24 protein-coding genes are annotated in these 23,302 nt (G+C 67.9%); 12 read left to right on the top strand and 12 right to left on the bottom strand.

Annotated features, from left to right (window positions below; genetic code table 11):
- Positions 1-314 precede the first annotated feature (314 nt).
- The 4 genes from TSH64_RS23820 to TSH64_RS23805 all read right to left on the bottom strand — a co-directional run bounded on the left by TSH64_RS23820 (position 315) and on the right by TSH64_RS23805 (position 4,500).
- Positions 315-1,085: a hypothetical protein gene (locus tag TSH64_RS23820; RefSeq protein WP_109448798.1), complete on the bottom strand. Its 771-nt coding sequence runs from the start codon at positions 1,083-1,085 to the stop codon at positions 315-317.
- Between the two features lie 174 nt (positions 1,086-1,259).
- Complete coding sequence (locus TSH64_RS23815; protein WP_109448796.1) at positions 1,260-1,685, bottom strand: DUF350 domain-containing protein; 426 nt, start codon at positions 1,683-1,685, stop codon at positions 1,260-1,262.
- A gap of 28 nt (positions 1,686-1,713) precedes the next feature.
- Positions 1,714-3,591 (bottom strand): DUF2491 family protein, encoded by a 1,878-nt coding sequence (locus tag TSH64_RS23810; RefSeq protein WP_109448794.1) that lies wholly within the window; start codon positions 3,589-3,591, stop codon positions 1,714-1,716.
- 126 nt (positions 3,592-3,717) lie between these two features.
- Positions 3,718-4,500, bottom strand: coding sequence for a lysophospholipid acyltransferase family protein (locus tag TSH64_RS23805; RefSeq protein WP_109448792.1), 783 nt, complete (start codon positions 4,498-4,500; stop codon positions 3,718-3,720).
- A 189-nt stretch (positions 4,501-4,689) separates the two neighbouring features.
- Here TSH64_RS23805 and ftsE point away from each other — a divergent pair, with 189 nt between their 5' ends.
- The 4 genes from ftsE (at position 4,690) to TSH64_RS23785 (ending at position 7,344) form a co-directional block, all read left to right on the top strand.
- On the top strand, positions 4,690-5,439 hold the full coding sequence (gene ftsE, locus TSH64_RS23800) for a cell division ATP-binding protein FtsE (protein WP_109448790.1): 750 nt from the start codon (positions 4,690-4,692) through the stop codon (positions 5,437-5,439).
- Positions 5,440-5,443: 4 nt separating this feature from the next.
- Positions 5,444-6,337: a hypothetical protein gene (locus TSH64_RS23795; protein ID WP_109448788.1), complete on the top strand. Its 894-nt coding sequence runs from the start codon at positions 5,444-5,446 to the stop codon at positions 6,335-6,337.
- Positions 6,338-6,401: 64 nt separating this feature from the next.
- Complete coding sequence (locus TSH64_RS23790) at positions 6,402-7,043, top strand: YdcF family protein (RefSeq protein WP_109452978.1); 642 nt, start codon at positions 6,402-6,404, stop codon at positions 7,041-7,043.
- A 136-nt stretch (positions 7,044-7,179) separates the two neighbouring features.
- Positions 7,180-7,344 (top strand): hemin uptake protein HemP, encoded by a 165-nt coding sequence (locus TSH64_RS23785; protein WP_098735831.1) that lies wholly within the window; start codon positions 7,180-7,182, stop codon positions 7,342-7,344.
- 95 nt (positions 7,345-7,439) lie between these two features.
- On the opposite strand, the gene TSH64_RS23780 is transcribed toward TSH64_RS23785, so the two are convergent.
- Complete coding sequence (locus tag TSH64_RS23780) at positions 7,440-7,640, bottom strand: cation transporter (RefSeq protein WP_109448786.1); 201 nt, start codon at positions 7,638-7,640, stop codon at positions 7,440-7,442.
- 310 nt (positions 7,641-7,950) lie between these two features.
- On the opposite strand from TSH64_RS23780, the gene TSH64_RS23775 reads away from it, so the two are divergent.
- From TSH64_RS23775 to TSH64_RS23755, 5 genes are all read left to right on the top strand, one after another.
- Positions 7,951-8,430: an SRPBCC family protein gene (locus tag TSH64_RS23775; RefSeq protein ID WP_348770329.1), complete on the top strand. Its 480-nt coding sequence runs from the start codon at positions 7,951-7,953 to the stop codon at positions 8,428-8,430.
- Between the two features lie 64 nt (positions 8,431-8,494).
- Positions 8,495-9,886 carry a GntP family permease gene (locus TSH64_RS23770; RefSeq protein WP_109448782.1) on the top strand — a complete coding sequence of 464 codons (1,392 nt, stop codon included), beginning with the start codon at positions 8,495-8,497 and terminating at the stop codon, positions 9,884-9,886.
- A 2-nt stretch (positions 9,887-9,888) separates the two neighbouring features.
- Positions 9,889-10,548, top strand: a complete 660-nt coding sequence (locus TSH64_RS23765) for a 3-oxoacid CoA-transferase subunit A (protein WP_109448780.1) — start codon at positions 9,889-9,891, stop codon at positions 10,546-10,548.
- A 17-nt stretch (positions 10,549-10,565) separates the two neighbouring features.
- Positions 10,566-11,219: a 3-oxoacid CoA-transferase subunit B gene (locus TSH64_RS23760; protein ID WP_098735836.1), complete on the top strand. Its 654-nt coding sequence runs from the start codon at positions 10,566-10,568 to the stop codon at positions 11,217-11,219.
- A gap of 6 nt (positions 11,220-11,225) precedes the next feature.
- A complete protein-coding gene (locus TSH64_RS23755) occupies positions 11,226-12,014 on the top strand; it encodes a 3-hydroxybutyrate dehydrogenase (protein WP_109448777.1) in 789 nt (262 codons plus the stop codon).
- A 108-nt stretch (positions 12,015-12,122) separates the two neighbouring features.
- Here TSH64_RS23755 and TSH64_RS23750 read toward each other — a convergent pair whose 3' ends face one another.
- The 5 genes from TSH64_RS23750 to TSH64_RS23730 form a co-directional block, all read right to left on the bottom strand.
- Positions 12,123-12,503, bottom strand: coding sequence for a ribbon-helix-helix domain-containing protein (locus tag TSH64_RS23750; protein ID WP_109448775.1), 381 nt, complete (start codon positions 12,501-12,503; stop codon positions 12,123-12,125).
- Positions 12,504-12,610: 107 nt separating this feature from the next.
- Positions 12,611-13,321, bottom strand: coding sequence for a Crp/Fnr family transcriptional regulator (locus TSH64_RS23745; RefSeq protein WP_109448773.1), 711 nt, complete (start codon positions 13,319-13,321; stop codon positions 12,611-12,613).
- A gap of 77 nt (positions 13,322-13,398) precedes the next feature.
- Positions 13,399-14,151 carry a TfuA-like protein gene (locus TSH64_RS23740; protein WP_109448771.1) on the bottom strand — a complete coding sequence of 251 codons (753 nt, stop codon included), beginning with the start codon at positions 14,149-14,151 and terminating at the stop codon, positions 13,399-13,401.
- Complete coding sequence (locus TSH64_RS23735; RefSeq protein ID WP_109448769.1) at positions 14,148-15,419, bottom strand: YcaO-like family protein; 1,272 nt, start codon at positions 15,417-15,419, stop codon at positions 14,148-14,150. Before TSH64_RS23735 ends, TSH64_RS23740 begins: the two co-directional genes overlap by 4 nt.
- A 117-nt stretch (positions 15,420-15,536) precedes the next feature.
- Positions 15,537-15,734: a hypothetical protein gene (locus tag TSH64_RS23730; RefSeq protein ID WP_098735841.1), complete on the bottom strand. Its 198-nt coding sequence runs from the start codon at positions 15,732-15,734 to the stop codon at positions 15,537-15,539.
- 191 nt (positions 15,735-15,925) lie between these two features.
- Here TSH64_RS23730 and TSH64_RS23725 point away from each other — a divergent pair, with 191 nt between their 5' ends.
- On the top strand, positions 15,926-16,228 hold the full coding sequence (locus TSH64_RS23725) for a ribbon-helix-helix domain-containing protein (protein ID WP_158285408.1): 303 nt from the start codon (positions 15,926-15,928) through the stop codon (positions 16,226-16,228).
- A gap of 7 nt (positions 16,229-16,235) precedes the next feature.
- On the opposite strand, the gene TSH64_RS23720 is transcribed toward TSH64_RS23725, so the two are convergent.
- Both TSH64_RS23720 and ilvD read right to left on the bottom strand, forming a co-directional pair.
- Entirely contained in the window at positions 16,236-19,307 is a 3,072-nt protein-coding gene (locus TSH64_RS23720) for an adenylate/guanylate cyclase domain-containing protein (RefSeq protein ID WP_199237647.1), read from the bottom strand.
- Positions 19,308-19,544: 237 nt separating this feature from the next.
- Positions 19,545-21,410 (bottom strand): dihydroxy-acid dehydratase, encoded by a 1,866-nt coding sequence (gene ilvD, locus TSH64_RS23715; protein WP_109448765.1) that lies wholly within the window; start codon positions 21,408-21,410, stop codon positions 19,545-19,547.
- Positions 21,411-21,715: 305 nt separating this feature from the next.
- Between ilvD and TSH64_RS23710 the strand changes: the two genes are divergently transcribed.
- A complete protein-coding gene (locus tag TSH64_RS23710; RefSeq protein WP_247873109.1) occupies positions 21,716-22,141 on the top strand; it encodes a MarR family transcriptional regulator in 426 nt (141 codons plus the stop codon).
- A 33-nt stretch (positions 22,142-22,174) separates the two neighbouring features.
- A complete protein-coding gene (locus TSH64_RS23705) occupies positions 22,175-23,299 on the top strand; it encodes an HlyD family secretion protein (protein ID WP_109448760.1) in 1,125 nt (374 codons plus the stop codon).
- The last annotated feature ends 3 nt before the right edge of the window (positions 23,300-23,302 follow it).

Below are 23,302 nucleotides of genomic sequence, written 5' to 3'. Positions count from 1 at the left end.
AGCGCCGGGGCCGAAGGGCGTCTATCCCTACACCCTCAACCCCGACGATCCCTATCCCACCCTCGGCTCGGCGCTGGAGCGCAAGGGCGGAAAGGCCGCCTTCGACCGTCTGTGAGGCGGCCGGTCGTGAGGCGACCGTCCGTGAGGCGACCGTCCGTGAGGCGGGCCGGTGAACATGGAACAGCAGCCGGAAACCGTTTCACGCTGTTCCATCCCCCCTGATGCCCCCCCTGATGCCGCCCGGGATGGCCCCCAGGAGGTAAGGATCGGCGGAGTCCTCCCCCGCCGACCTCGTCATCCCATCCCCCGAACCCTCAGCCCTGCTTGGCCTTCAGCGCCGCCAGACGGTCGGACAGGCTGGTCGGCGCCGTCTTGCCCGACGCGGCGGCCAGCGCGGCGGCGATGTTGGGGTCTTCCTTCTCCGGGGCCGACGGGCGCAGCAGCTTGGCCTTGGCGTTGGCGGCCTCCGCCGCGGCCAGATCCTTGGCCGCCGTGTCCTGCATCGCCTTCAGCGCGACGGTCAGGCCGCTGGTGGCGCCGGCGAGGCCGGCGGCCTGGCGGGCGGCTTCGGCCTGACGCTCGGCCATGGCGCGCTGCTGGTCGGCGCGGCCCATGTCGCGCTGGGCGCGGGTCAGCTCGGCGCGGGCGGCCTTCAGCTTGGCGCCGGCGTCGGCATAGTTCTTCTCCAGCATCTCCAGGAACTCGCGCGCCTCGACGGCGTCGCGGACCTCGCGCTCGATGTCGGGGGCCATCTCCTCCAGCATGGCGATGACGGTCTCCAGGCTCTTTTCCAGGGCGGCCTTGCGCGACGGGTCGGTCTCGCCGTCGATCTGGCGCTGCAGATGCTCGGCGGCGGCCATGCGCTGGGTCGACAGGGCCTTGATCTCGTCGGCCTCGCGCTGCTCGCGGTCATGGATGGCGCGGGCTTCCGCCACCTGCCGGCCCAGACCGTCGAGATGCTGCTCCATGGTCCGCAGCTCCGCCTCGGTCGCGGACTTCGGATCCCAGCGGACCAGCGCCTCCATGGCGCCCTGGACGGCCTGGTCGGTCTTGACACCCATAAGGTTGCGGATGAAGGCAAGCATGGCTGATTCCTGTCGAAGGAGGGTTGTTGGAGGCGCCCCCGGACCAAGGCCGCGGACGCTTCGCCTGCACAGATGGGGTGGGGGCGATCCGGGAACCAGACCCCCGTCCTTACCTCTCGGGGGCGATTTTCTCTATCCCGCCCCGTTTACCCGGCCCGGCTCATCCCGCCCGGCTCATCCGGCCATGGCGGCGGCGTTGATCACCGCCACCCCGAGCTGGACGCCGACCAGCGTCGCCGCCGACGCGACGTTGCCCGATTCGATCTGGCCGCGCAGGTCGCGGATCAGCAGGGTCGCGACGGCGAAGGCGACCAGCTGGAGGATCACCGCCACCACGCCCCACAGCACGATGTCCAGCAGGAAGCTGCTGGTCGCCAGCGTCGCCGCCAGCGGAATGGCGAGCGCCACGATGGACCCGCCCAGCGTCAGGCCGCCGGCGGCATTGCCTTCCGCCACCAGCCGGCGCTCGTCGAAGGGGGTGATGCGGGTGTAGACGGCGACGCCGACCGCCAGCAGCGCCAGCGTGACGGCGAGCTGGACCAGCAGCACCGGAAGGCCGGTGCCGAGCGCGGTCAGGATGGAACCGAAGGTGCTTTCCATGGGGCCGGCACTCTTGTCGTGTGGGGGGTTAGGACAGGGAGAGGGAGGCGGGGTTCACGTCGATGCCGGCGGCGATCTCGACCGACGCGCGGCCGGCGCGCTCCACCGCCTCCACCAGGATATATTCGGTGGCGGGCGCCGGGTCCCCGGCGTTCGTCGGGGTGCCGTACAGCATCGCCTGGCTGGTCACCGTCTCGGTCCCGCGCAGGGTCTGGCGCGCCTCGCTGAGGGTGAAGGGCTGGATGCGGCTGGCGCCCGGCTGCCAGACGCGGGGATAGAGCTTGCCGTCCTTGGTCTGGAACTCCGGCCAGCCGATCATCCCCTCCGCATCGTCCAGCCAGAAGCCCCACTCGCCCTCGTCGGACGGGGTGACGCTGTCGATGGGGGTGAAATAGCGGCACTCGTCCGGCTGCCCGTCGGGGCCGAGATGGATCTGGAAGAAGCCCCCTCCCGGCAGATGCAGGCGGTAGACGGTGGCCGGGCCGGAGGTGACGGTTCCCACCGCCTCGATCGACACCAGCCGGTCGGTGCCGGTGTCGGGCGCCTTGACCTTGGTGGCGCTCTCCGCCAGCAGGAAGGGGGTGGGGTCGATGGTGACCGTCATGCCCAGCCGGAACAGCGACGGGCTGTAGGCCTTGCCGCCGAGCTTCTGGTTCACATAGTTGCCGAGCGTTCCGAACAGGGGCACGTCAGATCCTCCCTTGGAGCCGGAGCCCTTGGAAACAGGGCCGCCGGCGACTGCATTCGGTTTGGATGGCGCATCCATCCGCCGCTGCGCCCGCCACAGCAGGAACAGCACCGCCGCTCCCAGCAGCAGCAGGCCCCACCACCAGAAGCCGTGCCCGGAGCTGCGCGACGCCTGCGCGGCGCTGGCGCTGTCCACCGAACTGGCCGAATCGGCGCGCGCCAGATCCGCCGGCACGTCGGGCGGCAGCTGGCCGGCCTGGCGCGGGGTGCCGGCCTGGGCCGCCACCGACTGGTCGAGCTGGTCCAGCTTGCCGCGCAGCTCCGCATTGTCGCGGGCCAGCCGGTCGGCCTCCTGGCGCCATTCGCGGTAGCCGGGGTCGTCGGCGTTGTTGTGGAAGAAGGCGGCATGGCCCGGCCGGGTCAGCGTATCGAGCATGAACCACAGGAACAGCCCGTCCCAGACGCCGAAGCGGCGCGGGGCGCTGACGGTGTAGGGCGGCGGGCTCCAGCCATAGCCGCCATAGGGGTTGGCCGGCGCCGGGCGCGTCGACGGCGTGCGGTTAGAGGAGCCGCCCCAGCCCCAGCCCCAGCTGGACCCGCCGGAGCTGCTGGAACTGTTGGACCCGCCGGTCCGCCCCTGGGTGGAGGCGGCGGGCGGCGGCGCGCCCGGCTGGGCCGGCGGGGTGCGGTCGGCCTCCTGCTTGGTGCGGTAGCGGTTCAGCGCATCGGCCGAGCCCTGCTGGCTGAAGGTCCGGTCCCCTGCCGAGGTCGGCGGGGCGGCGACCGACGGGGCGCTGTTGCCCGGCCGGGCATAGCCGCCGCTCGAACTCGAAGACCCGCCGGAGAACCAGCCGCCGCCGCTTCCGGTGGACGGCGTCCGCGAGGTGGAGGGGCGGGAGTATCCGCCGCTGCCGCCGCTGCTGCTGCTGCCGACGGACGGGGTGCGCGATGGGCGCGAATAGCCGCCGGACGACCGGCTGCTGGACGACCGGCTGCTGGACCCGGCGCGGGCCTCGGCATCGCCCGGCGCCAGCGTGACGGCTGCTGCGGTGACGGCGATTGCAAGCGGGGCAGGGCCCGCGGGAGCGGTCAGGATGGTGCCGACGGGGGCCGCCAGCGGCTGTACCATCATCAGCAGGGCGACGGCGGCTGCGCGCCATCGCTCCGTCCAGCGATCCTGGTACCGGGTAGGCCTGGGGGGCTTCGCGGTCTGCGTCATCCATCCTCTCGCGCGTCATCCGGGGCCGGTTCAACCGGCCCTCCCGGCGATTCGTTGCGCGAGGGTAGGCAGATACGCGGCGGCGCTCAAGGGATTAACCGTGGGGACCGGCCCCTATGCCTTCCGTCAGGAGACGGCGGCCGCCGTCCGCTTGCCCTGTGCCGGCTCCGGTGGCGGCGGGCGCAGGGTGGGCGGTCCGCCGGCCGCGGTGACGAGGCGGTCGCTCGCGGCCTCCAGCCGCTCCTCCAGGTCGCGCATCGCTTCGGCGCGCGGCTGGCCGGGCATGATCGGCGGCAGGAACTCCACCACCACCGTGCCGGGGTGCTTCAGGAAGCTGTGGCGCGGCCAATAGAGGCCGGCATTGAGCGCCATCGGCACGATGGGAATGCGGAGGCTGTCATAGAGCATGCCGACGCCGATGCGGTAGGGGCGATAGGTGCCCGGCGCCACGCGGGTGCCCTGGGGGAAGATCACGATGGGGCGCCCCTCGTCCCGCACCGGGCGGGAGTTGCGGATCAGCGACTTGATCGCCGCCCCGCCGGCGCCGCGGTCGACCGGGATCATCTTCGCCTTGGCGGCGTACCAGCCCCAGATCGGGATCCACATCAGCTCGCGCTTCAGGATGATCGCGGGGTCCTTCACCAGCAGGTGAAGCTTCATGGTCTCCCATGCCGACTGGTGCTTGGCCGCCAGCAGGAAGGGGCCGTCGGGCAGGTTCTCCCGCCCGCGCACCTCGTAGCGGATGCCGACGAGCGTGCGCTCCAGCCAGCCGACCGTGCCGAGATACCATTTCACCACCGCGACCATCTGCGGACGCGGCAGCAGCAGCATCCACAGCAGGGCGAAGCACATCAGCGCGGTCCAGAGGTGGAACGCGATGTTGAAGGCGAGGGACCGGATCCAGATCATGGCCGGCAACTTGTCAGGTCTTCGCCGACTTCTCAAGTATTCCGCGCGGCCAGGGAGAGGACGGCGGAGAGAGGACGGCGGGGAGGGGAGGGCCTTTTGCCGGGCAGGGTGGACTCCGCTCCCGGCCGGGTGCATTGTCCCCGGCATGGAGGGGGGCTGCGCGAAAGGGTGACAAGCTGTGGTGGAACCGTGATCCGTTTCGAGAATGTCGGCCTGCGTTACGGCACCGAGGCGGAGGTGCTGCGGGACATCAGCTTCACCCTTCAGCCGGGCTCGTTCCATTTCCTGACCGGTGCCAGCGGGGCGGGCAAATCGTCGCTGCTGAAGCTGATGTATCTGGCCCACCGGCCCTCGCGCGGGCTGGTCACCCTGTTCGGCCGCGACATGGCGGTGGTGACCCGCCGCGACCTGCCGGAACTGCGCCGCCAGATCGGCGTGGTGTTCCAGGATTTCGCATTGCTCGACCACCTGTCGGCGCTGGACAATGTGGCGCTGCCGCTGCGCATGGCCGGCACGCCGGAGACCGACGTGGTCGCCCATTGCAGCGAGATCCTGCGCTGGGTCGGCCTTGGCAACCATCTGCACGCCACGCCCTCCACCCTGTCGGGCGGGCAGAAGCAACGGGTCGCCATCGCGCGGTCGGTGATCAACCGGCCGCGGCTGCTCCTGGCCGACGAGCCGACCGGCAACGTCGACGACGGCATCGGCATGCGGCTGCTCTACCTGTTCGAGGAACTCTACAAGCTGGGGACCACCGTGGTGATCGCCACCCACAACGAGGCGCTGATCCGCCGGTTCGACCACCCGCGCCTTCATCTCGACAACGGCCGGCTGATGGTGCTGCCGGCGCGCGGCCGCGTCGAGGCCCGCACGAAGGATGCGCGGGCCAATGACCCGGGGCCAATCGATTCGAGGCCCATCGACTCAAGGTGGGAGTAGCGGCATGGCGCTTCGTCCGGTGCGGCCCCGTTCCGACCTGCCGCTGGCGGTCGACCCCTCCTCGCGCTTCCTCGGCTGGATCACCGCGCTGATGGCGTTCCTGGCGGCGCTGGCGCTGGCCGGCGCCATGCTGGTGTCGGACATGGCCCAGCGCTGGGACAGCGGGCTGGCCGGCGGCCTGACCGTGCAGGTGGCGCCGATGTCGGGCGCCCCCGTCGCCCCGTTGGACGAGCGGGCGGAGGCGGCGCTGACCGTCCTGCGCTCCTTCCCCGGCATCCGAACGGCGACCCTGCTGGGCGGGGGGGAGATCGCCCGGCTGCTGGAGCCCTGGCTGGGAGCGGGGGCGGCGGATCCGCTGCTGCCGATGCCGCGGCTGATCGACGTCGCCGCCGACGGGCCGGTCGATGTCGCGGCACTCCGCCTGCGCCTGACCTCCGCCGCGCCGGGGGCGACGCTGGACGACCATGCGGTGTGGCTGGCCGATCTGCGCTCCTTCGCCGGGGCGATCCGGCTGGCGGCGCTGGGTGTCGTGGTGCTGATCGGGGCGGCGGCGGTGATGACCGTGGTCTTCGCCGTGCGCACCGGCCTTGCCCTCCACCGGCCGGTGGTGGAACTGCTGCATTTGATGGGCGCCACCGACCGCTATGTCTCGCGCCAGTTCGAACGGCATGTGGTGGGCCGCAGCCTGCGCGGCGGCGGGCTCGGGCTGCTGCTGGCCGGCGGCACGATGTATGGGTTGCACCGCGCCTCCCAGGGGCTGCGGGCCAGCCTGCTGCCCGATCTGGCGTTGCAGCCCTGGCAATGGGGGGCCCTGCTGCTGGTGCCGGCGGGGCTGGCCCTTCTGGCGCTGGTCACCGCGCGCTGGACCGTGCTGCGCACGCTGGAGTCCATGCCATGATTAGGGTCATGATCCGCGCCATGAGTGGGGCCATGGCTAGGACCGGGGGTTGGTCGGCACCATGATGAGCCACGGTCACCGGCGGCGCGGCGGCGGAATGATGGCGCGGGCGATTGCGCATGTGATCGTCGGCATGCTGGTGCTGGCGGCCGTCTGGCTGGGCGGGCTGTTCTGGTATGCGGCCGACGTGCCGCGGTCGTCCCCCGGCGGTGCCGAGGCCGACCGGCCGACCGACGCCATCGTCGTGCTGACCGGCGGCAGCCACCGGCTGGGCACCGGGCTTGAACTGCTCGCCGCCGGCCGCGCGAGGAAGCTGTTCGTCTCCGGCGTCTATGACGGGGTGGATGTGCAGGAACTGCTGAAGCTGTCCCGCCGTTCCCCGACCGAACTGGAGTGCTGCATCACGCTGGGCTATTCCGCCGACAGCACCATCGGCAATGCCTATGAGACGGCCGACTGGATGCGAGACCAGGGATTCCGGTCGTTGCGGCTGGTGACGGCCAACTATCACATGCGCCGCAGCCTGCTGGAGCTGTCGATGGCGATGCCGGATGTGGAACTGGTCCCCCATCCCGTCGTCGCCCCCACCGTCCATCTCGACGACTGGTGGATGTGGCCCGGCACCGCCAACCTGCTGGTCAACGAATACAACAAGCTGCTGGTGGTGGGGCTGCGCTGGACGGTCCGCCGCGCGGTTCGGGACTGATCGCGGGAGAGGATGTCAATTTTCAAAAGCGAATGAGAATGACTTGCAATTGGCTTCGGGCCGAGTTAGGGTCCTGTCCAGGGTTCACGCCCGGACATCGCCAACCGCAACGTCCGTCCAGCAAGAAAGACTCGCCATGCACGACAGCGCCGTCTCCGTTCCCGCTTCCTTCGCCGCATCCCTGCCGGTGGTCGAATCCGGCCGCCTGATGTCGGGCAGCCGCGAGATCGTGATCCAGCACGCCGGGCAGAGCTACCGCCTGCGTGTGACCCGCGCCAACAAGCTGATCCTGACCAAATAAAACGACCTTCAAAGAACCTTCCGGGAAAAACGCCGCCGAGAATGGGCGCCCGACCACTTTGGTCCGGCGCCCATTTTCTTATTTGTGATGACCTTTCACGCCCGGCCCTGTACCTCATAGCCGGCATCCTCGATGGCTTGCCGGATTGCGGATTCTTCGGCGCCGCCTTCGATCGCGACCTCGCCGGCCTTCAGGTCGACGAGGGCGCGTTCCACGGTAGGGAGAGCCTCTAAGGCCTTGGTCACGGTCTGGGCGCAATGGCCGCAGGTCATTCCGGAAACCTTCAACGTCAGCATGGATCTTCTCCCTTGGGAGTTAAGGTGTGCGGATGATCTGGAAAGGCTGCACCTTCCAGCAACGGGAAGGTCAAGCGGCATTCCGCAGCTCCGCTCAACCACCTGATCTCCCGATCGTCACGCTTGGAAGCCATGTCTCGAAAAGAAGACAAAATCTTGAAAACGAGACGATTCCTCAGTCAATAGTCTCGAAAAAGAGAGAGGTCGGTCCCAGGCGATTTTAGTGTGCACTGCAAAAAATCCGCTATTCCAAAGGTTTCGCCTGCGACATCCTGTCAAGGCCGCCCTGGCATAACCCTTGCTGATAAGGATGCATGCACCCCCGTCCCGGGGTTTGCCAGGAAAGAGCGCCGCGATGCCGCTTGTCACCGCCACAACCCTTCTGCCTGTCCCGGCGCGCCACGTGTGGCCGCTGGTGCGGTGGGATGGCGCTGTCGGTGAATGGTATCCCGGCGCGGTTTCCATGACCGTGGACGGGACGGAAAAGGGCGCGCTCAGGCGCCTGCGGCTTTACGACGGCTCGCCGGTCGTCCACCGGCTGGAGCATGTCAGCCGGGTCGATGACGCCTACACCTATGCGGTGATCGAGGGACCGTATCCGGTCGTCGACCTGCTGGCGCAAATCCGCCTGCGGGCCGATGGGGAGGGGCAGGCCGTGCTTCACTGGACCGCCACCTTCCATCCCTACGCCTCCCACCCGCAAGAGGGGACGGAGGCGGAAGCCGAACGGTTTGTCCGCGACCTCTACGACGCCGGCATGGCCCGGCTCCGCAATCTGCTTCATCCGTGAATTCCGAAAACGACACTCCAGACGCCAAGCGTCGGAAAAGAATAACCGAGGGAGCACCGTCCAAATGAGTTTCCTGATCTGCCTGGGAGCGCTCGCGTTCCTCATGCTGGTCGCCTACCGGGGCTTCAGCGTCATCCTCTTCGCGCCGGTGGCGGCGCTGGGGGCCGTGCTGCTGACCGACCCGTCCGCGGTGCCGCCGATCTTCACCGGCCTGTTCATGGACAAGATGGTCGGCTTCGTGAAGCTGTACTTCCCGGTCTTCCTGCTGGGCGCGGTGTTCGGCAAGGTGATCGAGCTGTCCGGCTTCTCCAAGTCGATCGTCTCGGCCGTGATCAAGCTGGTGGGGCGCGAGCGCGCGGTGACCTCCATCGTGCTGGTCTGCCTGCTGCTGACCTACGGTGGCGTGTCGCTGTTCGTCGTGGTCTTCGCCGTCTATCCCTTCGCGGCCGAGATGTTCCGGCAGGGCGACATCCCCAAGCGCCTGATCCCCGGCGTGATCGCGCTCGGTGCCTTCACCGTCACCATGGACGCGCTGCCGGGTACGCCGCAGATCCAGAACATCATCCCCACCACCTTCTTCAAGACCGACGCCTATGCCGCTCCCTGGCTGGGTCTGATCGGTTCGGTCTTCATCCTGACGCTGGGCCTGCTGTATCTGGAATGGCGCGTCCGTTCGGCCATCGCGCGCGGCGAGGGCTATGGCAGCGGCCACACCAACGAGCCGGAAGCCGTGGCGTCCGAGGCGCTGCCGAACCCGATCCTGGCGCTGTCGCCGCTGGTCGCCGTCGGCGTGCTGAACAAGCTGTTCACCATGGCGATCCCCAGCGTCTACGGCGCCACCAGCGAAGTGGCGCTGACCCCCGGCGCCAAGCCGCTGGTGACGCAAGTGTCCTCGGTCGCCGGCATCTGGGCGGTGGAAGGGGCTCTGCTCTGCGGCATCCTGATGGTGCTGGCCTTCGCCTGGAAGCCGGTGTCCCAGCGCTTCGCCGAAGGCACCAAGGCCGCCATCGGCGGTTCGCTGCTGGCCTCGATGAACACGGCGTCCGAATACGGCTTCGGAGCGGTGATCGCGGCACTGCCGGGCTTCCTGGTGATCCGTGACGCGCTGGCCGCCATTCCCAACCCGCTGGTGAACGAGGCGGTGACCGTCACCGCGCTGGCCGGCATCACCGGATCGGCGTCGGGCGGCATGAGCATCGCGCTGGCGGCCATGGCCGACCAGTTCATCACCGCCGCCAACGCCGCCGGCATCCCGATGGAGGTGCTGCACCGCGTCGCCTCCATGGCCAGCGGCGGCATGGACACCTTGCCGCACAACGGCGCCGTCATCACCCTGCTGGGCGTCACCGGCTTGACGCACCGGCAATCCTACGGCGACATCTTCGCCGTCACCTGCATCAAGACGCTGGCGGTCTTCTTCGTGATCGCCGTCTACTACCTGACCGGGATCGTCTGATCATGAAGAACAAGCTCATTTCCCTGGAGGACGCCGTCGCGCGCATTCCCGATGGGGCGTCCCTGCTGATCGGCGGCTTCATGGCCGTCGGCGGCCCCAACCGGCTGGTGGACGAACTGATCCGCCAGGGCAAGCGCGAACTGACCATCATCGCCAACGACACCGCCCGGCCCAACAACGGCCTGGGCAAGCTGGTGGTGGAGAAGCTGGTCCGTCGCGTCGTGACAAGCCACATCGGCCTGAACCCCGAGACGCAGAAGCAGATGATCGCCGGGGCCATCGAGGTGGAACTGGTGCCGCAAGGCACGCTGGCCGAGCGCATCCGCGCCGGCGGCGTCGGGCTGGGCGGCGTTCTGACCGCCACCGGCGTCGGCACCATCGTGGAGGAGGGCAAGCGCACGGTCGAGATCGACGGCGTCACCTACCTGCTGGAAATGCCGATCAAGGCCGATTTCGCGCTGGTCGCCGCCAAGCAGGCCGACCTGTACGGCAACCTGACCTACGCGCTGACCGCCCGCAATTTCAACCCGTTGATGGCGATGGCCGGCGCCACCGTGATCGCCGAGGCCGAAGACATCCTGCCGGTCGGCTGCATCCCGCCCGACACGGTGATGACGCCGTCGGTGCTGGTCGATTACATCGTCGCCGCAACGCCGCGCTGATCGGGGAGTAGAGAGCCATGGATGAAAAGACCCTGATCGCCAAGCGCGTTGCGCTGGAACTGATGGATGGCGACCTCGTCAACCTGGGCATCGGCCTGCCGACCCTGGTCGCCCGCTATGTCCCCCCTGGCCGCCATGTGTTCTTCCAGTCGGAGAACGGCATCGTCGGCATGTCCGGCCCGATCACCGGGGCGGAAAACCACGACCTGACCGATGCCGGCGGCTCGCCCATCTCGGCCCTGCCGGGGGCGGCGTCCTTCGACAGCGCCTTCTCCTTCGGGTTGATCCGCGGCGGCCATCTGGACGTCACCGTGCTGGGCGGCCTGCAGGTGGACCGCGAAGGGCGGCTGGCCAACTGGATGGTGCCGGGCAAGATGGTGCCGGGCATGGGCGGCGCGATGGACCTCGTCACCGGCGCCCGCCGGGTGATCGTCGCCATGCAGCACAGCGCCAAGGGCGAGGCGAAGATCGTCGAACGTTGCGCCCTGCCGCTGACCTCGGTCCGCCGGGTCGATCTGGTGGTGACCGACCTCGCCGTCATCGAACCGACCGACGCCGGCCTCGTCTTGAAGGAAACCGCCCCCGGTGTCACGGTGGAGCAGGTGATCGCCAACACCGGGTGCGAACTGATCATCGCCCCGGACCTCCGTTCCATGCCGATCGAAGGATAAAGAAGAATGACCAATCTGAAGGGGAAGGCTGCGCTCGTCACTGGGTCCACCAGCGGGATCGGCCTTGGGATCGCACGGCAACTGGCGGGCCAGGGCGCCGACCTGATGCTGAACGGCTTCGGCGATGCCGGCTACATCGCCGAGCTGTGCCAGTCGCTGTCCAAGGAGTTCGGTGTGCGCGTCGCCCACAACGGCGCCGACATGTCGAAGCCGGAGGAGATCGAGGCGATGGTCGCCGCCACCGAGGCGGCCTATGGCCGGCTGGACGTGCTGGTCAACAATGCCGGCATCCAGCATGTGTCGTCGGTCGACACCTTCCCGGTGGAGCGCTGGGACGCGGTGATCGCCATCAACCTGTCGGCCGTCTTCCACGGCACCCGCGCCGCTCTGCCGGGCATGAAGGCGCGCGGCTGGGGCCGGGTCATCAACATCGCCTCGGTCCATGGGCTGGTGGCTTCGGTCAACAAGTCTGCCTATGTCGCCGCCAAGCATGGCGTGATCGGCCTGACCAAGGTGACGGCGCTGGAACTGGCGGAGACCAACATCACCTGCAATGCCATCTGCCCGGGCTGGGTGCTGACGCCGCTGGTGCAGAAGCAGATCGACGCGCTGGCCGCCACGCGTGGCCTGTCGGTGGAGGAGGCTGGACGCGAACTGCTCAGCGAGAAGCAGCCGTCCAAATCCTTCGTCACGCCGGAACAACTGGGCGAACTGGCAGTGTTCCTGTGCTCCGAGGCCGCCGGCAACATGCGCGGCGCGGCTCTGACCATGGATGGTGGCTGGACCGCCCAGTAAATGGTGCGTCGGCCCAAGCGGTTCCAAAGCGGCTTGGGCTGGACGCGCACCGAAGCGTCCCGGGAGCGGATCGAAAGGTCCGTTTCCGGGGCTGCTTTTTTTCCGGTTTCAGGTTTCGCTGGTGGCCGGAACCGTGTCGAAGGGCGTCGCGATGAAGGGGCGGCCCTGTCCATGGCCGGCGCGGGCGTGACCGCGTTCGGTCGCCGCCTGCCGGAAATAGCCGACAACGAACACGCGCAGGGCATTTGCAAGGGAAACGCCCGACCGTGATGAATGGCGGGCCTGCTGCTCCATGCGGTCACGCACGTCGTCGCACAACTCGTCCACCGTCATAACTTCCCGCCGGCAGATCTCCTCCAGCCCTTCCCAATAGGAAGGCTCAAGCCGGATCGAAACGTCACGTCCAGACAATTTCAGCGTGCGAGAGGCCAGAGAAGCGGCACCTGTGGATTGATCGATGCGAGATTTGCTGTCCCCAACGCTCGACATGTTCGTATGCCCTCGTGCTACCCGTGCGATTGCCCCCAACGCATGAACACTATAACGCGACCACAACCGGTTTTGGGAACAAAACTTTAGGCATGTAAGGATTCCCCCTAGGGGGTGCGTTCCGGATCTCCGGCCATGTCCTTGAGCAAAGCCACATCGTTGATGACGATAAAACCTTTGGCATATGTCACTGTTCCAGTCCTGCGCAGGGCGCCAAGACACTTGTTCACCATTTCACGGGTGACGCCCAGCATGTTTGCCAATGCTTCCTGGGACAGGGGCAAAGTCAGCCGCAGACCGGCGGGGGTTGGCTGCCCGTAACTGTCCGACAGCAGCAGCAGCCGGCGCGCGAGCCTGCGTGGAACATCGTGGAACACGGCGTCCTCGATGTTCTCCGACACCCAGCGCAGCCGGTCGCAAAGGACGATCATCATGCGGGTGCAGAGACGCGGGTGACGCTCCAGGAAGGGGATGAAGTCGGCGCGGTCGATCCGGAACAGCTCGACCGGCCGCAGGGCGACCGCGGCGGCGGTCCGTTCCCGGCCGTCGATCAGCCCGATCTCACCCAGGACATCGCCGGCTTCCAGGATGTTCAGCAGCATGGTCTTGCCATCCGCCGAAGAGGTGCGGATGGCGATCTGGCCCTTCAGCACGGCGAACAGGCTGTCGCCCGGGTCGCCCTTGTCGAAGATGATCTGGTCGGCATCGAAGCGTGCCATGCGGCCCAGAGCCACCATCTCGGCCATCTGCTCGGGATCGAGTTCCCCGAGCAGCCGGTTGCGCCTCAGCACCGATGCGACATCCACAGGCGCGTTCATCCGTTCGTCCAGACACAGTTTCGCGCCGGGCTGGCGGTCATCGCCACCCCGGCGCGATCAGTCTAGCCAAAACGCGCTTACATCGCGAGCGGCGCCGCATCGCGCAGGGCGCGTTCCCACAGGACGGTGTGTTCAAAATGGAAACGGGCTTCGGTGGTCGCATCATCGCTCGTCGCGCGGCCCAGCCGGCGTGCCATGGCGCGCAGCATCGCCTTGGCGTCCTCGCGCTTCTGGTCGAAACGACCCAGCGGCAGCCAGCCGCGAAAAGCCGCCAGTTCGGAAGCCGGCAGGGCGATGTCGCCGCCCAGCCGCAGCATCCGGCCATAGCCGCGCTCGCGGTAGGGCAGTTCCTTGGCGATGGACTCCAGGCGCAGGGCCGTCCCGGCGGTCAGCACCCGGTCGGCGACCGCGTCGGACAGGGTGCGGCGGATGTTGACCATCGCCTCCGACAGGGAGGTGTAGCCCAACTCGGCCGGGCCGTGGATCACCGCCACCTCGTCGTCGTCCTCCAGCCGGCCGTCGCGGAAGGCCTCGAAGATGGCGCCGACGCCGGTCATGCCGAAGGGATACAGTTCCGCCGCGCGCAGGGCGCCCATGCTGGAGGCGCCGAACACCGGGATGCCGGCGTGGATGGCGTAGAGGATTTCCTTGTGCCAGACCGACGGCACGCTTTCGAAAAAGCCGTCGATGATGCCGATGGCCGCTGGCTTTTCGGCGCACAGCCGCAGAACGTCGCCCTGGGCGACCGGCGGCAGGTAGGTGGCGTCCAGCTCCAGCGCCGCATCCTCGCGCGGCAGGGTGGGGCCTAGGAAGACATAGATGCCGCTCATGCCGCCTTCTCCATGGCTTGGCTGCCGAGAGCGCGCAGGCCGCGTTCGCCCAGCAGGTAATCGGGGGATTCGTCGGCACCCTCCAGCCCGGGCACGACGACACGCACGACCGGGATGCCGAATTCCGGCTTGGTCAGGTCGACCGCCACCGCCTCCTCGATGCCGACGGCGCGCAGCCTGTCGAGCTGATGGGCGAGATCGGCCTCGATGGTGGGCGCGGCGCCGGTCGGGCAGTGGTGGAAGGACCGCCTGCCGGCGCCCTCCACGATCATCGCCTTCCAGCGGGCATGGTGGGCGGGGTCGAGGTGGCGCTCATACTCGGCACGGGGCATGTCGTCGCGGGCACCGGCGATGAAGGTCAGGCGGCTCTGCGCCGCCTCGGTCAGGGCACGGGACAGGGCGATCTCGCGCGCCACGTGGCAGCCCATGCCGGTGGCCGGGCGGATGGAATGCTGGGGCAGCTCCTCCCGTTCGACGATGCGGCAGAGGAAGGCGGGCAAGCCGACGTCGCTTGTGGTCTCCCACACGCCGACGGCGACGCCGGCCGCCTCGAAGCGGTCGATCAGCGAGCGGCAGACCGGATCGTCGATGCTGTCCAGGTCGATGCGGGTCGCGACCTGGGCAGCGGGCTCCTGCAGGTGCCACAGGGTGGTCGCATCGCGCTCCACCAGTTCGGTGACGGCATGGCTGATCGCCTCGACCTTGTGGTTGCCGGATGCCAGACCGTTGGAGCCGGCCAGGAAGGCACCGTGGCCGGGGGCCATCGGCACGGTGAAATTCAGGTGGACCATTTCGAACGGCACCCATTTCGGGCCGCCGCTCAGCAGGTCCTGACCCTCGATCCACAGGATGGGGCTGTGGGGATTGAAGCTTCCGGTCGACAGCCGGGGCAGGCGGTCGACATCCACCACCGGATGGGTCCAGCGCAGCTCTTCGAAGCTGGCGAACTTCAGCGGCAGGGTGATGCGTTCGGCGTGATAGCTCTCGATCGATTCCATGACCCCCGACGCCTTGGCGGCGGCGAGCGTCACTCCCTTGCCCTGCGACACCGAGATGGAGCGCGAATTCGGCCGCGTCACCATCACCACCGGAATGCCGACGGCATCCAGTCCGGTGACGTTTGCGACCCGGGTGATCCCCATGATCGGCAGGAACGGGGCGACCCGCGCCAGGGTCTGTTCGGGTGCCACGACCCGGTGGGTGCCGACCGTATGGGCCTTCACCGCATCCGAAACGGAGGCTTTGATATCGAGCAGATCGAAGGGCATCGCGGCTGATCCGGGGCGGAGGGAAATCGAAGAGGCTTCCTGTTCCCGGGTCCGTGGCCGGTCAGCACCTCATCGGTGCTGGTGGCCACGGTCCAAAAACCGGTACCGGGATTCCGATCAGGCGCCCGGGGTGATGCTGAAGCGGCCGGCCTCGTGATCGGCGGCATCGAAGGTGCTGCGGTCACCTGAGCGGACCAGATTCCGGGCGGTGGAGGCCTGGATCTCGGCGATTTCCGTGACGCCCTGAGCGGACACGGCATACAGGCGACCGTCGGCGCCGCGGATCATCGACGACTGGGAGATGGAGAGCGACATCTTGGATGAACTCCTATCTGGCTTGGTGATGTGGGCAATTCTTAGGATTCGAACGGGTTCGGTCTGTGAAGTTTTTCACTTCGTGACTTGGGGGCGGCGGGTATCAGGTGTGCTGAGCGGTTGCGCATCTCATGAGCTTGTCAGGGTGCCATGGGGTCGCGAGCGGTGATGGATTGAGCGGAGAAACGAACATGCTGCGAGCCACCAACAAGAAACGGGGCAGTATCGCATCCGGTCACGGCTCCGCCGACCTCGAAGACCTGATGGTTTGGCCACAGCTCTCCGACCGTGTCGTTTTTATGAACGGCGCAAGATCCAGGTTGCGCCTTGAAAAGGCGGTGTGGGAAGGGTTGGATGCCATTGCAAAAATTGAAGGAAAGCCGACGCAGCAGTTATGTGCCGAGCTGGAGGAAAAGCGCCTGAAGACCACGGCGCTCAGCTCCACAATTCGCACTTTTGTACTGGAATATTTCCGGGGATTCGAAGTCGCTTAAGTGGATTTCAAAGAGAAATATTCTCACTGGTTTGGGGAGCCTTCTGTCTGCCATTCAGGCGAGACAACAGTGCCCTTGCACGCGCTTGGCTTGAGATCTGGGTCGTCAGCAGCGCGGTTTCCAAGGCAGCATCCGCCATTTTGAGCGCTTCCACGCGCTTTCCCACAGATTCCAGGGCGTCCGCATACCAGATCTGGACATGAGGCAACCATCCCAACGGATGCGGCTTGCCCCTAATCGCTCCCTGCTGGTGGAAAAGCGCGAAGCTGCGATCGAACATCGCGAAACCGGCGTCCCGGTCTCCCGTCAGGACCGACGCATACCCGATGCCGCCCATGACCAACGGCAGCAGCAGCGGAGCATGGATTGCGTGTCCGATGGACAATGCGGTTTCGAATGCTGGGACGCTGTCTTTCAAGTGCCCGCAGATGATCTGCGTCCATCCCAGATGCGTCAGGGCAAACAGTCTCGAGAAAAGGTGATTGCTTTGCTCGGCGATCTCGACCGACCGGCGACCGGCCTCCACCGCCTCTTCGGCCCGTCCCAGTTGGGCAAGACAGCGTGCCGCGATGCTGCCCATATGCACCTGTGCGACGGTTGCCAGTCCATAGCGGTCGTGCGGGCGGGATGTGGTGAGCATGGTGGCGCCAAGCTCGAACGTTTCCAGGGCGTCGACGAAAAGTCCCTTGTCTGTTTGCAGGCCGCCCAGCCGGAACAGAAGCTGGACGCGGGTGCGGCGGTCGTCCCGCTCGTCCAGTGCGGACAAGCCGTCCCGGCAAAGTGCCAGCCCCTGATCCAGATCGCCGAAAGTCCACAGGAACGACGCCAGCATCGAGCAGGCTCGGGCGTAGCGGACGCGGTCGCCCGACTCCCGCGCCATGGCGATGGCCCGTTGCAGGTGGTCGTCCACCCCCATCGATCCGCGCGGCAGCAGCGACCGCGGAAGTGCGATCAGCAGATCGATCTGACGCGCCGTGTTCCTTGGATGATCCGGCAGATGCCGCACCGCGGCCAGGGCGTTGGCGTAATGCCGGCTGGAGTCCTCCAGCTTGGAGCGGCCCTCGGCCCTTTCGCCCGCCCGCCGGCCAAACAGGTGCGCGGCCGGCCAGTTCTCCGCCATGAAGGCATGGTGGGCCAGCAGGTCCAGGCGGTTCGGCAGGTCGTGGTCGCGGCGATGGCGCAACGCCTCCAGCACGCGGGCATGCAGCGCCCGGCGGTCGGACTTGGTCAGGGTGGCGTAGGCGACTTCCTGGATCAGCGCATGCTTGAAGGAATATTCCAGGTTGGGCAGCAGACGGGTGCGCAGCACGAAGCCGGCGCGCTCCAGATAGGCCAGGGAGTCGGACAGGACCGGCGTGGGCAATCCGGTCAGCGCCTGGAGCAGCCCGACGTCGAAGGTGGTGCCGATCACGGCTGCATTCATCAGCAGCCGGCGCCGCTCCAGCGTCATCATGTCCATGCGCTCGGCCAGCAGGGCATGAAGCGTGCGCGGCAGCTTGTGGACCACCAGAGGATCGATCAGCCGGTAGGCACCCGGCGTGCCCTCGATGGCGTTCGACGCCTCAAGCGTGCGCAGAACCTCCTCCAGATAGAGCGGAACGCCCTGGCAGCGGCTGGCGACCTGGGCCTTCAGCTCCACCAGCGACCAGTCGGGGCCGAGCCAGTGGGCCAGGAACCTTTGCACCTGATCCGGCGACAGCATGCCCAGATCGATGCGGCGCCCGCCCGGACGGCCGCTCCAGCCCCGTTCTTCCGACTCCGGTCCCAGCGGGGGAGGCCGTCGTGTGGCGAGCAGCAGCAGGCGAGCCCTCGACCCCGGCAGCGCCTGGGCCAGCCGGTCCAGCAGCCGCACCATCACCGGCCGGGCCCAATGGGCGTCCTCCACCAGCACCAGCAGCGGTCGTCCCACCGCTCCACTCGCCGTCCCATCCCCCGAGTCGCTTCCACCGCCGGTTCCGAGCGGTGCCGCCAGTTCCAGCGTCGCCCCCACCAGACCTTCGATGCCCAGGGACAGGCGCTGCGCCGCGTCCAGGCCGCTCCACAGCGGATCCAGCCCGGATCGGCCGAACAGCGCGTGCACGGCATCGCCGGCCAGCGAGCCGGACCGGCGGCGTGCCGCTTCGCAGACCCAGCCGATGCCTTCCTCGCTGGCGCAGCCGGCCACCTGTTCGGCCAGGCTCAGCGCCACCGCCTCGAGGTCGTCGGGATCGGCCAGCCGGCGGATCGGCATCTGCGGCCATTGCAGCAGGGTCCAGCGCCGGCTGCGCGGGTCGCGCAGGAACTCGCCGACGAGGCGGGACTTGCCGATTCCGGCCTCTCCCTGGAGCAGAAGCTGGGCGGGAGCCCCGGCCTCCACCGAATCGGCGATGGCGAACAGGGTCGCCACTTCCTCTTCCCGGCCGACATGCGGGGCGTCGGTGGCGGACAGCAGGTCGGTGGCGGTGCGGCGGACGGCACGCGCCCCGTCGAGCAGGAACGCCGGCATCGGCTCCAGCTCGTCGGACAGGCGCAGGCTTCCCATCGGGCGCGCGGCCACCCCGACCGGGATCAGGTCCAGCGTGTCCCGGCTGAGCTGTGCGGTGTCGGAAGCCGCGCGCTGCTGCAGCTTGGCGGCCATATGCACGCACTCGCCGACCGCGCGATAGTCGGTCCACAGCCCATTGGTCACCACATGGGCGACGACGTCACCCGAACTGATGCCGATGCGGATGTGGAAGAGAGGCCGTCCCTGTTCGTCGCGGGTGGCGCTGAGGATGTCCTGAGCGGCAAGGCAGGCGCGCAGTGCATGGTCCTCCTTGGCGCCGGGGGCGCCGAAGGTCGCCAGGAAGCCGTCACCCAGCATCTGGGTCACCGTGCCTTCGAAACGCGGCACAGCCTCCGTCACACGGTTCAGGATCGAAAGGAGCAGATCGTCCGCATCCTCGGGATCGCGGCCTGCCACCATGGCGGAGGAACGGACGATATCGACGAACATCGCCGTGACGACCTTGCGTTCGCGCGGCTTATCGCCCGGCAGGCGAGATGCCTCCTGCCAGGGACGGCCTTCGTCCGTCGCTGCGCCCAACATGGTGTCCGCCACGTCCGCCCCCCTCGCGGAATTCGCGTTGGCATATTAGAGCATGCATTTCGAATTTTGCGAACATCCGAGCGATGCGACACCCGAAGATTTTCCCGCCAACGGAAAGTAACATATCTGTGTATGTAATTCCTGGCAAAAAGAAAGCGCCGCGACTTGCGCGGCGCTTTGATTGTTACTTGTGATGAATGTTCGTTGTGCCTGATTGCGGCGCTGCCGGCGCCCATTGCCTAAACCATGTCAGCGGCGGACGGCGATATTCTCCACCTGGGTCACGTCACGCACGGCGCCGCGGTCGGCGCTGGTGGTCAGGGCGGCGTAGGCGCGGAGAGCCGGGGAAACCAGACGGTCGCGGTTGACGGGCTTCCAGGCATCCATGCCCTTGGCGTTCATCGCGTCGCGGCGGCGCTGCATCTCCTGGTCGTCGACGGCGAGACGGATGATGCGGTTGGGAATGTCGATCTCGATGCGGTCGCCATCCTGCACCAGCCCGATGGCGCCGCCCTGGGCTGCTTCCGGAGAGACGTGGCCGATCGACAGGCCGGACGTCCCGCCGGAGAAACGGCCGTCGGTCACCAGCGCGCAGGCCTTGCCCAGCCCCTTCGACTTCAGATAGCTGGTCGGGTACAGCATTTCCTGCATGCCGGGACCGCCGCGCGGGCCCTCGTAGCGGATGACCACCACCTCGCCAGCCTTGACCACGTCGCCCAGGATGCCGGCGACGGCATCGTCCTGGCTTTCGAAGACGCGGGCCGGACCGGCGAAGACGAGGTTGGAGGCGTCGACGCCCGCCGTCTTCACGATGCAGCCGTTCTCCGCGATGTTGCCGTACAGCACGGCGAGGCCGCCATCCTGGCTGAAGGCGTTCTCGGCCTTGCGGATCACGCCCTTCTCACGGTCGAGGTCCAACTCAGGCCAGCGGCGTTCCTGGCTGAAGGGCACGACGGTCGGGATGCCGCCTGGGGCGGCCCGATACAGGGTGTGTACGGACTGGTCCTGGGTGCGCATCACATCCCAGCGGTCCAGCGCCTCGCCGAGCGACGGCGCATGGACGGTCGGGGTATCGCGGTTCAGCAGACCGGCGCGGTCCAACTCGCCAAGGATGCCGAAGATGCCGCCGGCGCGGTGGACGTCCTCGATGTGGACGTCGGCCACGGCGGGAGCGACCTTGCAGACATTGGGGACGCGGCGCGACAGCCTGTCGATGTCCTCCATGGTGAAATCGATGCCGCCCTCCTGCGCCGCCGCCAGGATGTGCAGGACTGTGTTGGTCGAGCCGCCCATGGCGATGTCGAGCGTCATCGCGTTCTCGAACGCTTCTTTGGTGGCGATGCCGCGCGGCAGGGCGGTGGCGTCCTCCTCCTGGTACCAGCGGCGGCAGAGATCGACCGCCATGCGGCCGGCGGCGAGGAACAGCTCCTTGCGGTCGGCGTGGGTCGCCAGGATGGTGCCGTTGCCGGGCAGCGACAGGCCCAGCGCCTCGGTCAGACAGTTCATCGAGTTGGCGGTGAACATACCGGAGCAGGAGCCGCAGGTCGGGCAGGAGCCGCGCTCCATTTCCGCCGCCTCTTCATCCGAGACGGTCGGATCGGCGGCGGCGACCATGGCGTCGATCAGGTCGACCGACTTGATCTTGCCGCGCCACTTGACCTTGCCGGCCTCCATCGGGCCGCCGGAGACGAAGACCGCCGGGATGTTCAGGCGCATCGCGGCCATCAGCATGCCGGGCGTGATCTTGTCGCAGTTGGAGATGCAGACCAGCGCGTCGGCGCAATGGGCGTTCGCCATGTATTCCACCGCGTCGGCAATCAGCTCGCGCGAGGGCAGGCTGTACAGCATGCCGCCATGGCCCATGGCGATGCCGTCGTCCACGGCGATGGTGTTGAACTCCTTCGCCACGCCGCCGGCCTTCTCGATCTCGCGCGCCACCAGCTGGCCCAGATCCTTCAGATGGACGTGGCCGGGGACGAACTGGGTGAAGGAGTTGGCGATGGCGATGATCGGCTTGCCGAAATCGCCGTCCTTCATGCCGGTTGCCCGCCACAGGCCGCGCGCGCCCGCCATATTGCGGCCATGGGTGGAGGTGCGGGAACGGTAGTGCGGCATGGATCGGTCCTCAGCTGGTCGATTTTGGCGAATTGGCGAAAGGAATGGAACGAAACGGGTGGGCACCTTAGCAATCTCCTGTCGCGCGCGCCAGAGGCGCGATCCCGTCCAGGGCGCTGGAGGCGCGACGCGGACGTGGCCCTGCCATGCACGCCGCGAGGATTGCCGATGATAAGCTTGCTTATTAGTTTTGAGGGACCAATAAGCAAGCTTACGATCCGCCGATGTCCTCCCCTGCCGATCCCCGCTCCGCAAATGCCCATTCGACGAGTCTGGGCGCCGTTTTGACCGACACGGCGCGCTTGATGCGCGTCCGTTTCGACCAGCGCGCCCGCCATCTCGGCCTGACCCGCGCACAATGGTCGGTGATCGCCACGCTGGCGCGGAACGAGGGGATCAAGCAGGCGGCGCTGGCCGACCTGCTGGAGATCGAGCCGATCACGCTCTGCCGGCAGATCGACCGCATGGAGGAGGGCGGCTGGATCGAACGCCGCACCGATCCGACCGACCGGCGCGCCCGGCTGCCGCACCTGACGCCGAAGGCGCATGCGGTGCTGGAGCAGGGCCGGGCGCTCGCCACCGGGCTCTATGCAGAGGCGCTCGCCGGCCTGCCGCCCGATGCCGAAGCCATGCTGGTCGGGATGCTGGCCCACATGCGCGCCAACCTTTCCGACCGCCGGGCGGAACCGCCCGCGAAGACCGCCGCTGAAAAGATCGCCGCCAAAGCCTGACGACCCCGCCTTTTTCTTCGGGACCCGACCGCCATGACCGCCGTGACCGACCGCGATACCGATACCCGCCCGGATGCTCAGAATCCGGCAGCCAAGCCCATCCGACGGACGCGCTGGCGCCGCTGGCTGCTGATGGCCGCCCTGCCGCTGCTGGTGGCGGTCGGCGGCGGCTATGAATATGTTGTGGGCGGACGTTATGTCTCGACCGACAATGCCTATGTCCAGCAGGACAAGGTGACGATCAGCCCGGATATCTCCGGCCGCATCGTCGAGGTGGCGGTGCATGAGAACCAGCAGGTCCATCGCGGCGACCTGCTGTTCCGCATCGATGACGAGCCCTACCGGCTGGCCTTGCAGCAGGCCGATGCGGCACTCGCCTCTGCCCGGCTGAAGGTGGAACAGCTGCGCGCCGACCTGGGCGAGGCGCAGGCCAAGCAGGCCGCGGCGGAGGAGAAGGTCTCCTTCGAGCAGCGCGAGTTCCAGCGCCAGCAGGATCTGCTGAAGACCGGCGTCGCCGCGCGGGCCACCTACGATTCGGTGCGCCACGACCTGATGGCGGCCCAGCAGGATCTGAACACGGAGAAGCAGGCGGTGATCAGCGCCCGCGCCGCCCTTGGCGGCGATCCCGACATCCCCACCGACCGCCATCCGACGGTGCTGGAGGCGCTGGCGAAGAAGGCATCGGCGCAGCGCGACCTCGACCACACGGTGGTGGCGGCGCCGGCCGACGGCGTGGTGAGCCAGACCGACCGGCTTCTGGTCGGGCAATATGCCTCGGTCGGGCTGTCGGCGGTCAGCTTGGTGATGAGCGGGTCGAGCTGGGTCGAGGCCAATTTCAAGGAAACCGACCTGACCCACATGGCGGTCGGCCAGACCGCGACGGTGGTGCTGGACGCCTATTCCGGCCGCACCCTGACCGCCCATGTCGAGAGCATCGGCGCCGGCACCGGATCGGAATTCTCGGTCCTGCCCGCCCAGAACGCCACCGGCAACTGGGTGAAGGTGGTGCAGCGGGTGCCGGTCCGCCTCCGCATCGACCGGCCGGAGGGCGAGCCCGTGCCGCTGCGCACCGGCCTCAGCGCCGAGGTGGAGGTCGACACCCACCACAGCCGGCCGTTGCCGGGCGCCATCGGAAACGCGGTCGCGGCGATCCGGTAAGGC

The organism is Azospirillum sp. TSH64 (genome assembly GCF_003116035.1).
GTDB lineage: Bacteria > Pseudomonadota > Alphaproteobacteria > Azospirillales > Azospirillaceae > Azospirillum.
The sequence above is the reverse complement of the archived record's forward strand: the minus strand, read 5'-3'. Positions and strand labels throughout refer to the sequence as shown.

Excerpts from the sequence above, each read along its gene's own strand:
- TSH64_RS23820 (WP_109448798.1), bottom strand. The coding sequence starts at position 1,085 with ATGCTTGCCTTCATCCGCAACCTTATGGGTGTCAAGACCGACCAGGCC.
- TSH64_RS23815 (WP_109448796.1), bottom strand. The coding sequence starts at position 1,685 with ATGGAAAGCACCTTCGGTTCCATCCTGACCGCGCTCGGCACCGGCCTT.
- TSH64_RS23810 (WP_109448794.1), bottom strand. The coding sequence starts at position 3,591 with ATGACGCAGACCGCGAAGCCCCCCAGGCCTACCCGGTACCAGGATCGC.
- TSH64_RS23805 (WP_109448792.1), bottom strand. The coding sequence starts at position 4,500 with ATGATCTGGATCCGGTCCCTCGCCTTCAACATCGCGTTCCACCTCTGG.
- TSH64_RS23795 (WP_109448788.1), top strand. The coding sequence starts at position 5,444 with ATGGCGCTTCGTCCGGTGCGGCCCCGTTCCGACCTGCCGCTGGCGGTC.
- TSH64_RS23790 (WP_109452978.1), top strand. The coding sequence starts at position 6,402 with ATGAGCCACGGTCACCGGCGGCGCGGCGGCGGAATGATGGCGCGGGCG.
- TSH64_RS23785 (WP_098735831.1), top strand. The coding sequence starts at position 7,180 with ATGCACGACAGCGCCGTCTCCGTTCCCGCTTCCTTCGCCGCATCCCTG.
- TSH64_RS23780 (WP_109448786.1), bottom strand. The coding sequence starts at position 7,640 with ATGCTGACGTTGAAGGTTTCCGGAATGACCTGCGGCCATTGCGCCCAG.
- TSH64_RS23775 (WP_348770329.1), top strand. The coding sequence starts at position 7,951 with ATGCATGCACCCCCGTCCCGGGGTTTGCCAGGAAAGAGCGCCGCGATG.
- TSH64_RS23770 (WP_109448782.1), top strand. The coding sequence starts at position 8,495 with ATGAGTTTCCTGATCTGCCTGGGAGCGCTCGCGTTCCTCATGCTGGTC.
- TSH64_RS23765 (WP_109448780.1), top strand. The coding sequence starts at position 9,889 with ATGAAGAACAAGCTCATTTCCCTGGAGGACGCCGTCGCGCGCATTCCC.
- TSH64_RS23760 (WP_098735836.1), top strand. The coding sequence starts at position 10,566 with ATGGATGAAAAGACCCTGATCGCCAAGCGCGTTGCGCTGGAACTGATG.
- TSH64_RS23755 (WP_109448777.1), top strand. The coding sequence starts at position 11,226 with ATGACCAATCTGAAGGGGAAGGCTGCGCTCGTCACTGGGTCCACCAGC.
- TSH64_RS23750 (WP_109448775.1), bottom strand. The coding sequence starts at position 12,503 with ATGTCGAGCGTTGGGGACAGCAAATCTCGCATCGATCAATCCACAGGT.
- TSH64_RS23745 (WP_109448773.1), bottom strand. The coding sequence starts at position 13,321 with ATGAACGCGCCTGTGGATGTCGCATCGGTGCTGAGGCGCAACCGGCTG.
- TSH64_RS23740 (WP_109448771.1), bottom strand. The coding sequence starts at position 14,151 with ATGAGCGGCATCTATGTCTTCCTAGGCCCCACCCTGCCGCGCGAGGAT.
- TSH64_RS23735 (WP_109448769.1), bottom strand. The coding sequence starts at position 15,419 with ATGCCCTTCGATCTGCTCGATATCAAAGCCTCCGTTTCGGATGCGGTG.
- TSH64_RS23730 (WP_098735841.1), bottom strand. The coding sequence starts at position 15,734 with ATGTCGCTCTCCATCTCCCAGTCGTCGATGATCCGCGGCGCCGACGGT.
- TSH64_RS23725 (WP_158285408.1), top strand. The coding sequence starts at position 15,926 with ATGCTGCGAGCCACCAACAAGAAACGGGGCAGTATCGCATCCGGTCAC.
- ilvD (WP_109448765.1), bottom strand. The coding sequence starts at position 21,410 with ATGCCGCACTACCGTTCCCGCACCTCCACCCATGGCCGCAATATGGCG.
- TSH64_RS23710 (WP_247873109.1), top strand. The coding sequence starts at position 21,716 with ATGCGCGTCCGTTTCGACCAGCGCGCCCGCCATCTCGGCCTGACCCGC.
- TSH64_RS23705 (WP_109448760.1), top strand. The coding sequence starts at position 22,175 with ATGACCGCCGTGACCGACCGCGATACCGATACCCGCCCGGATGCTCAG.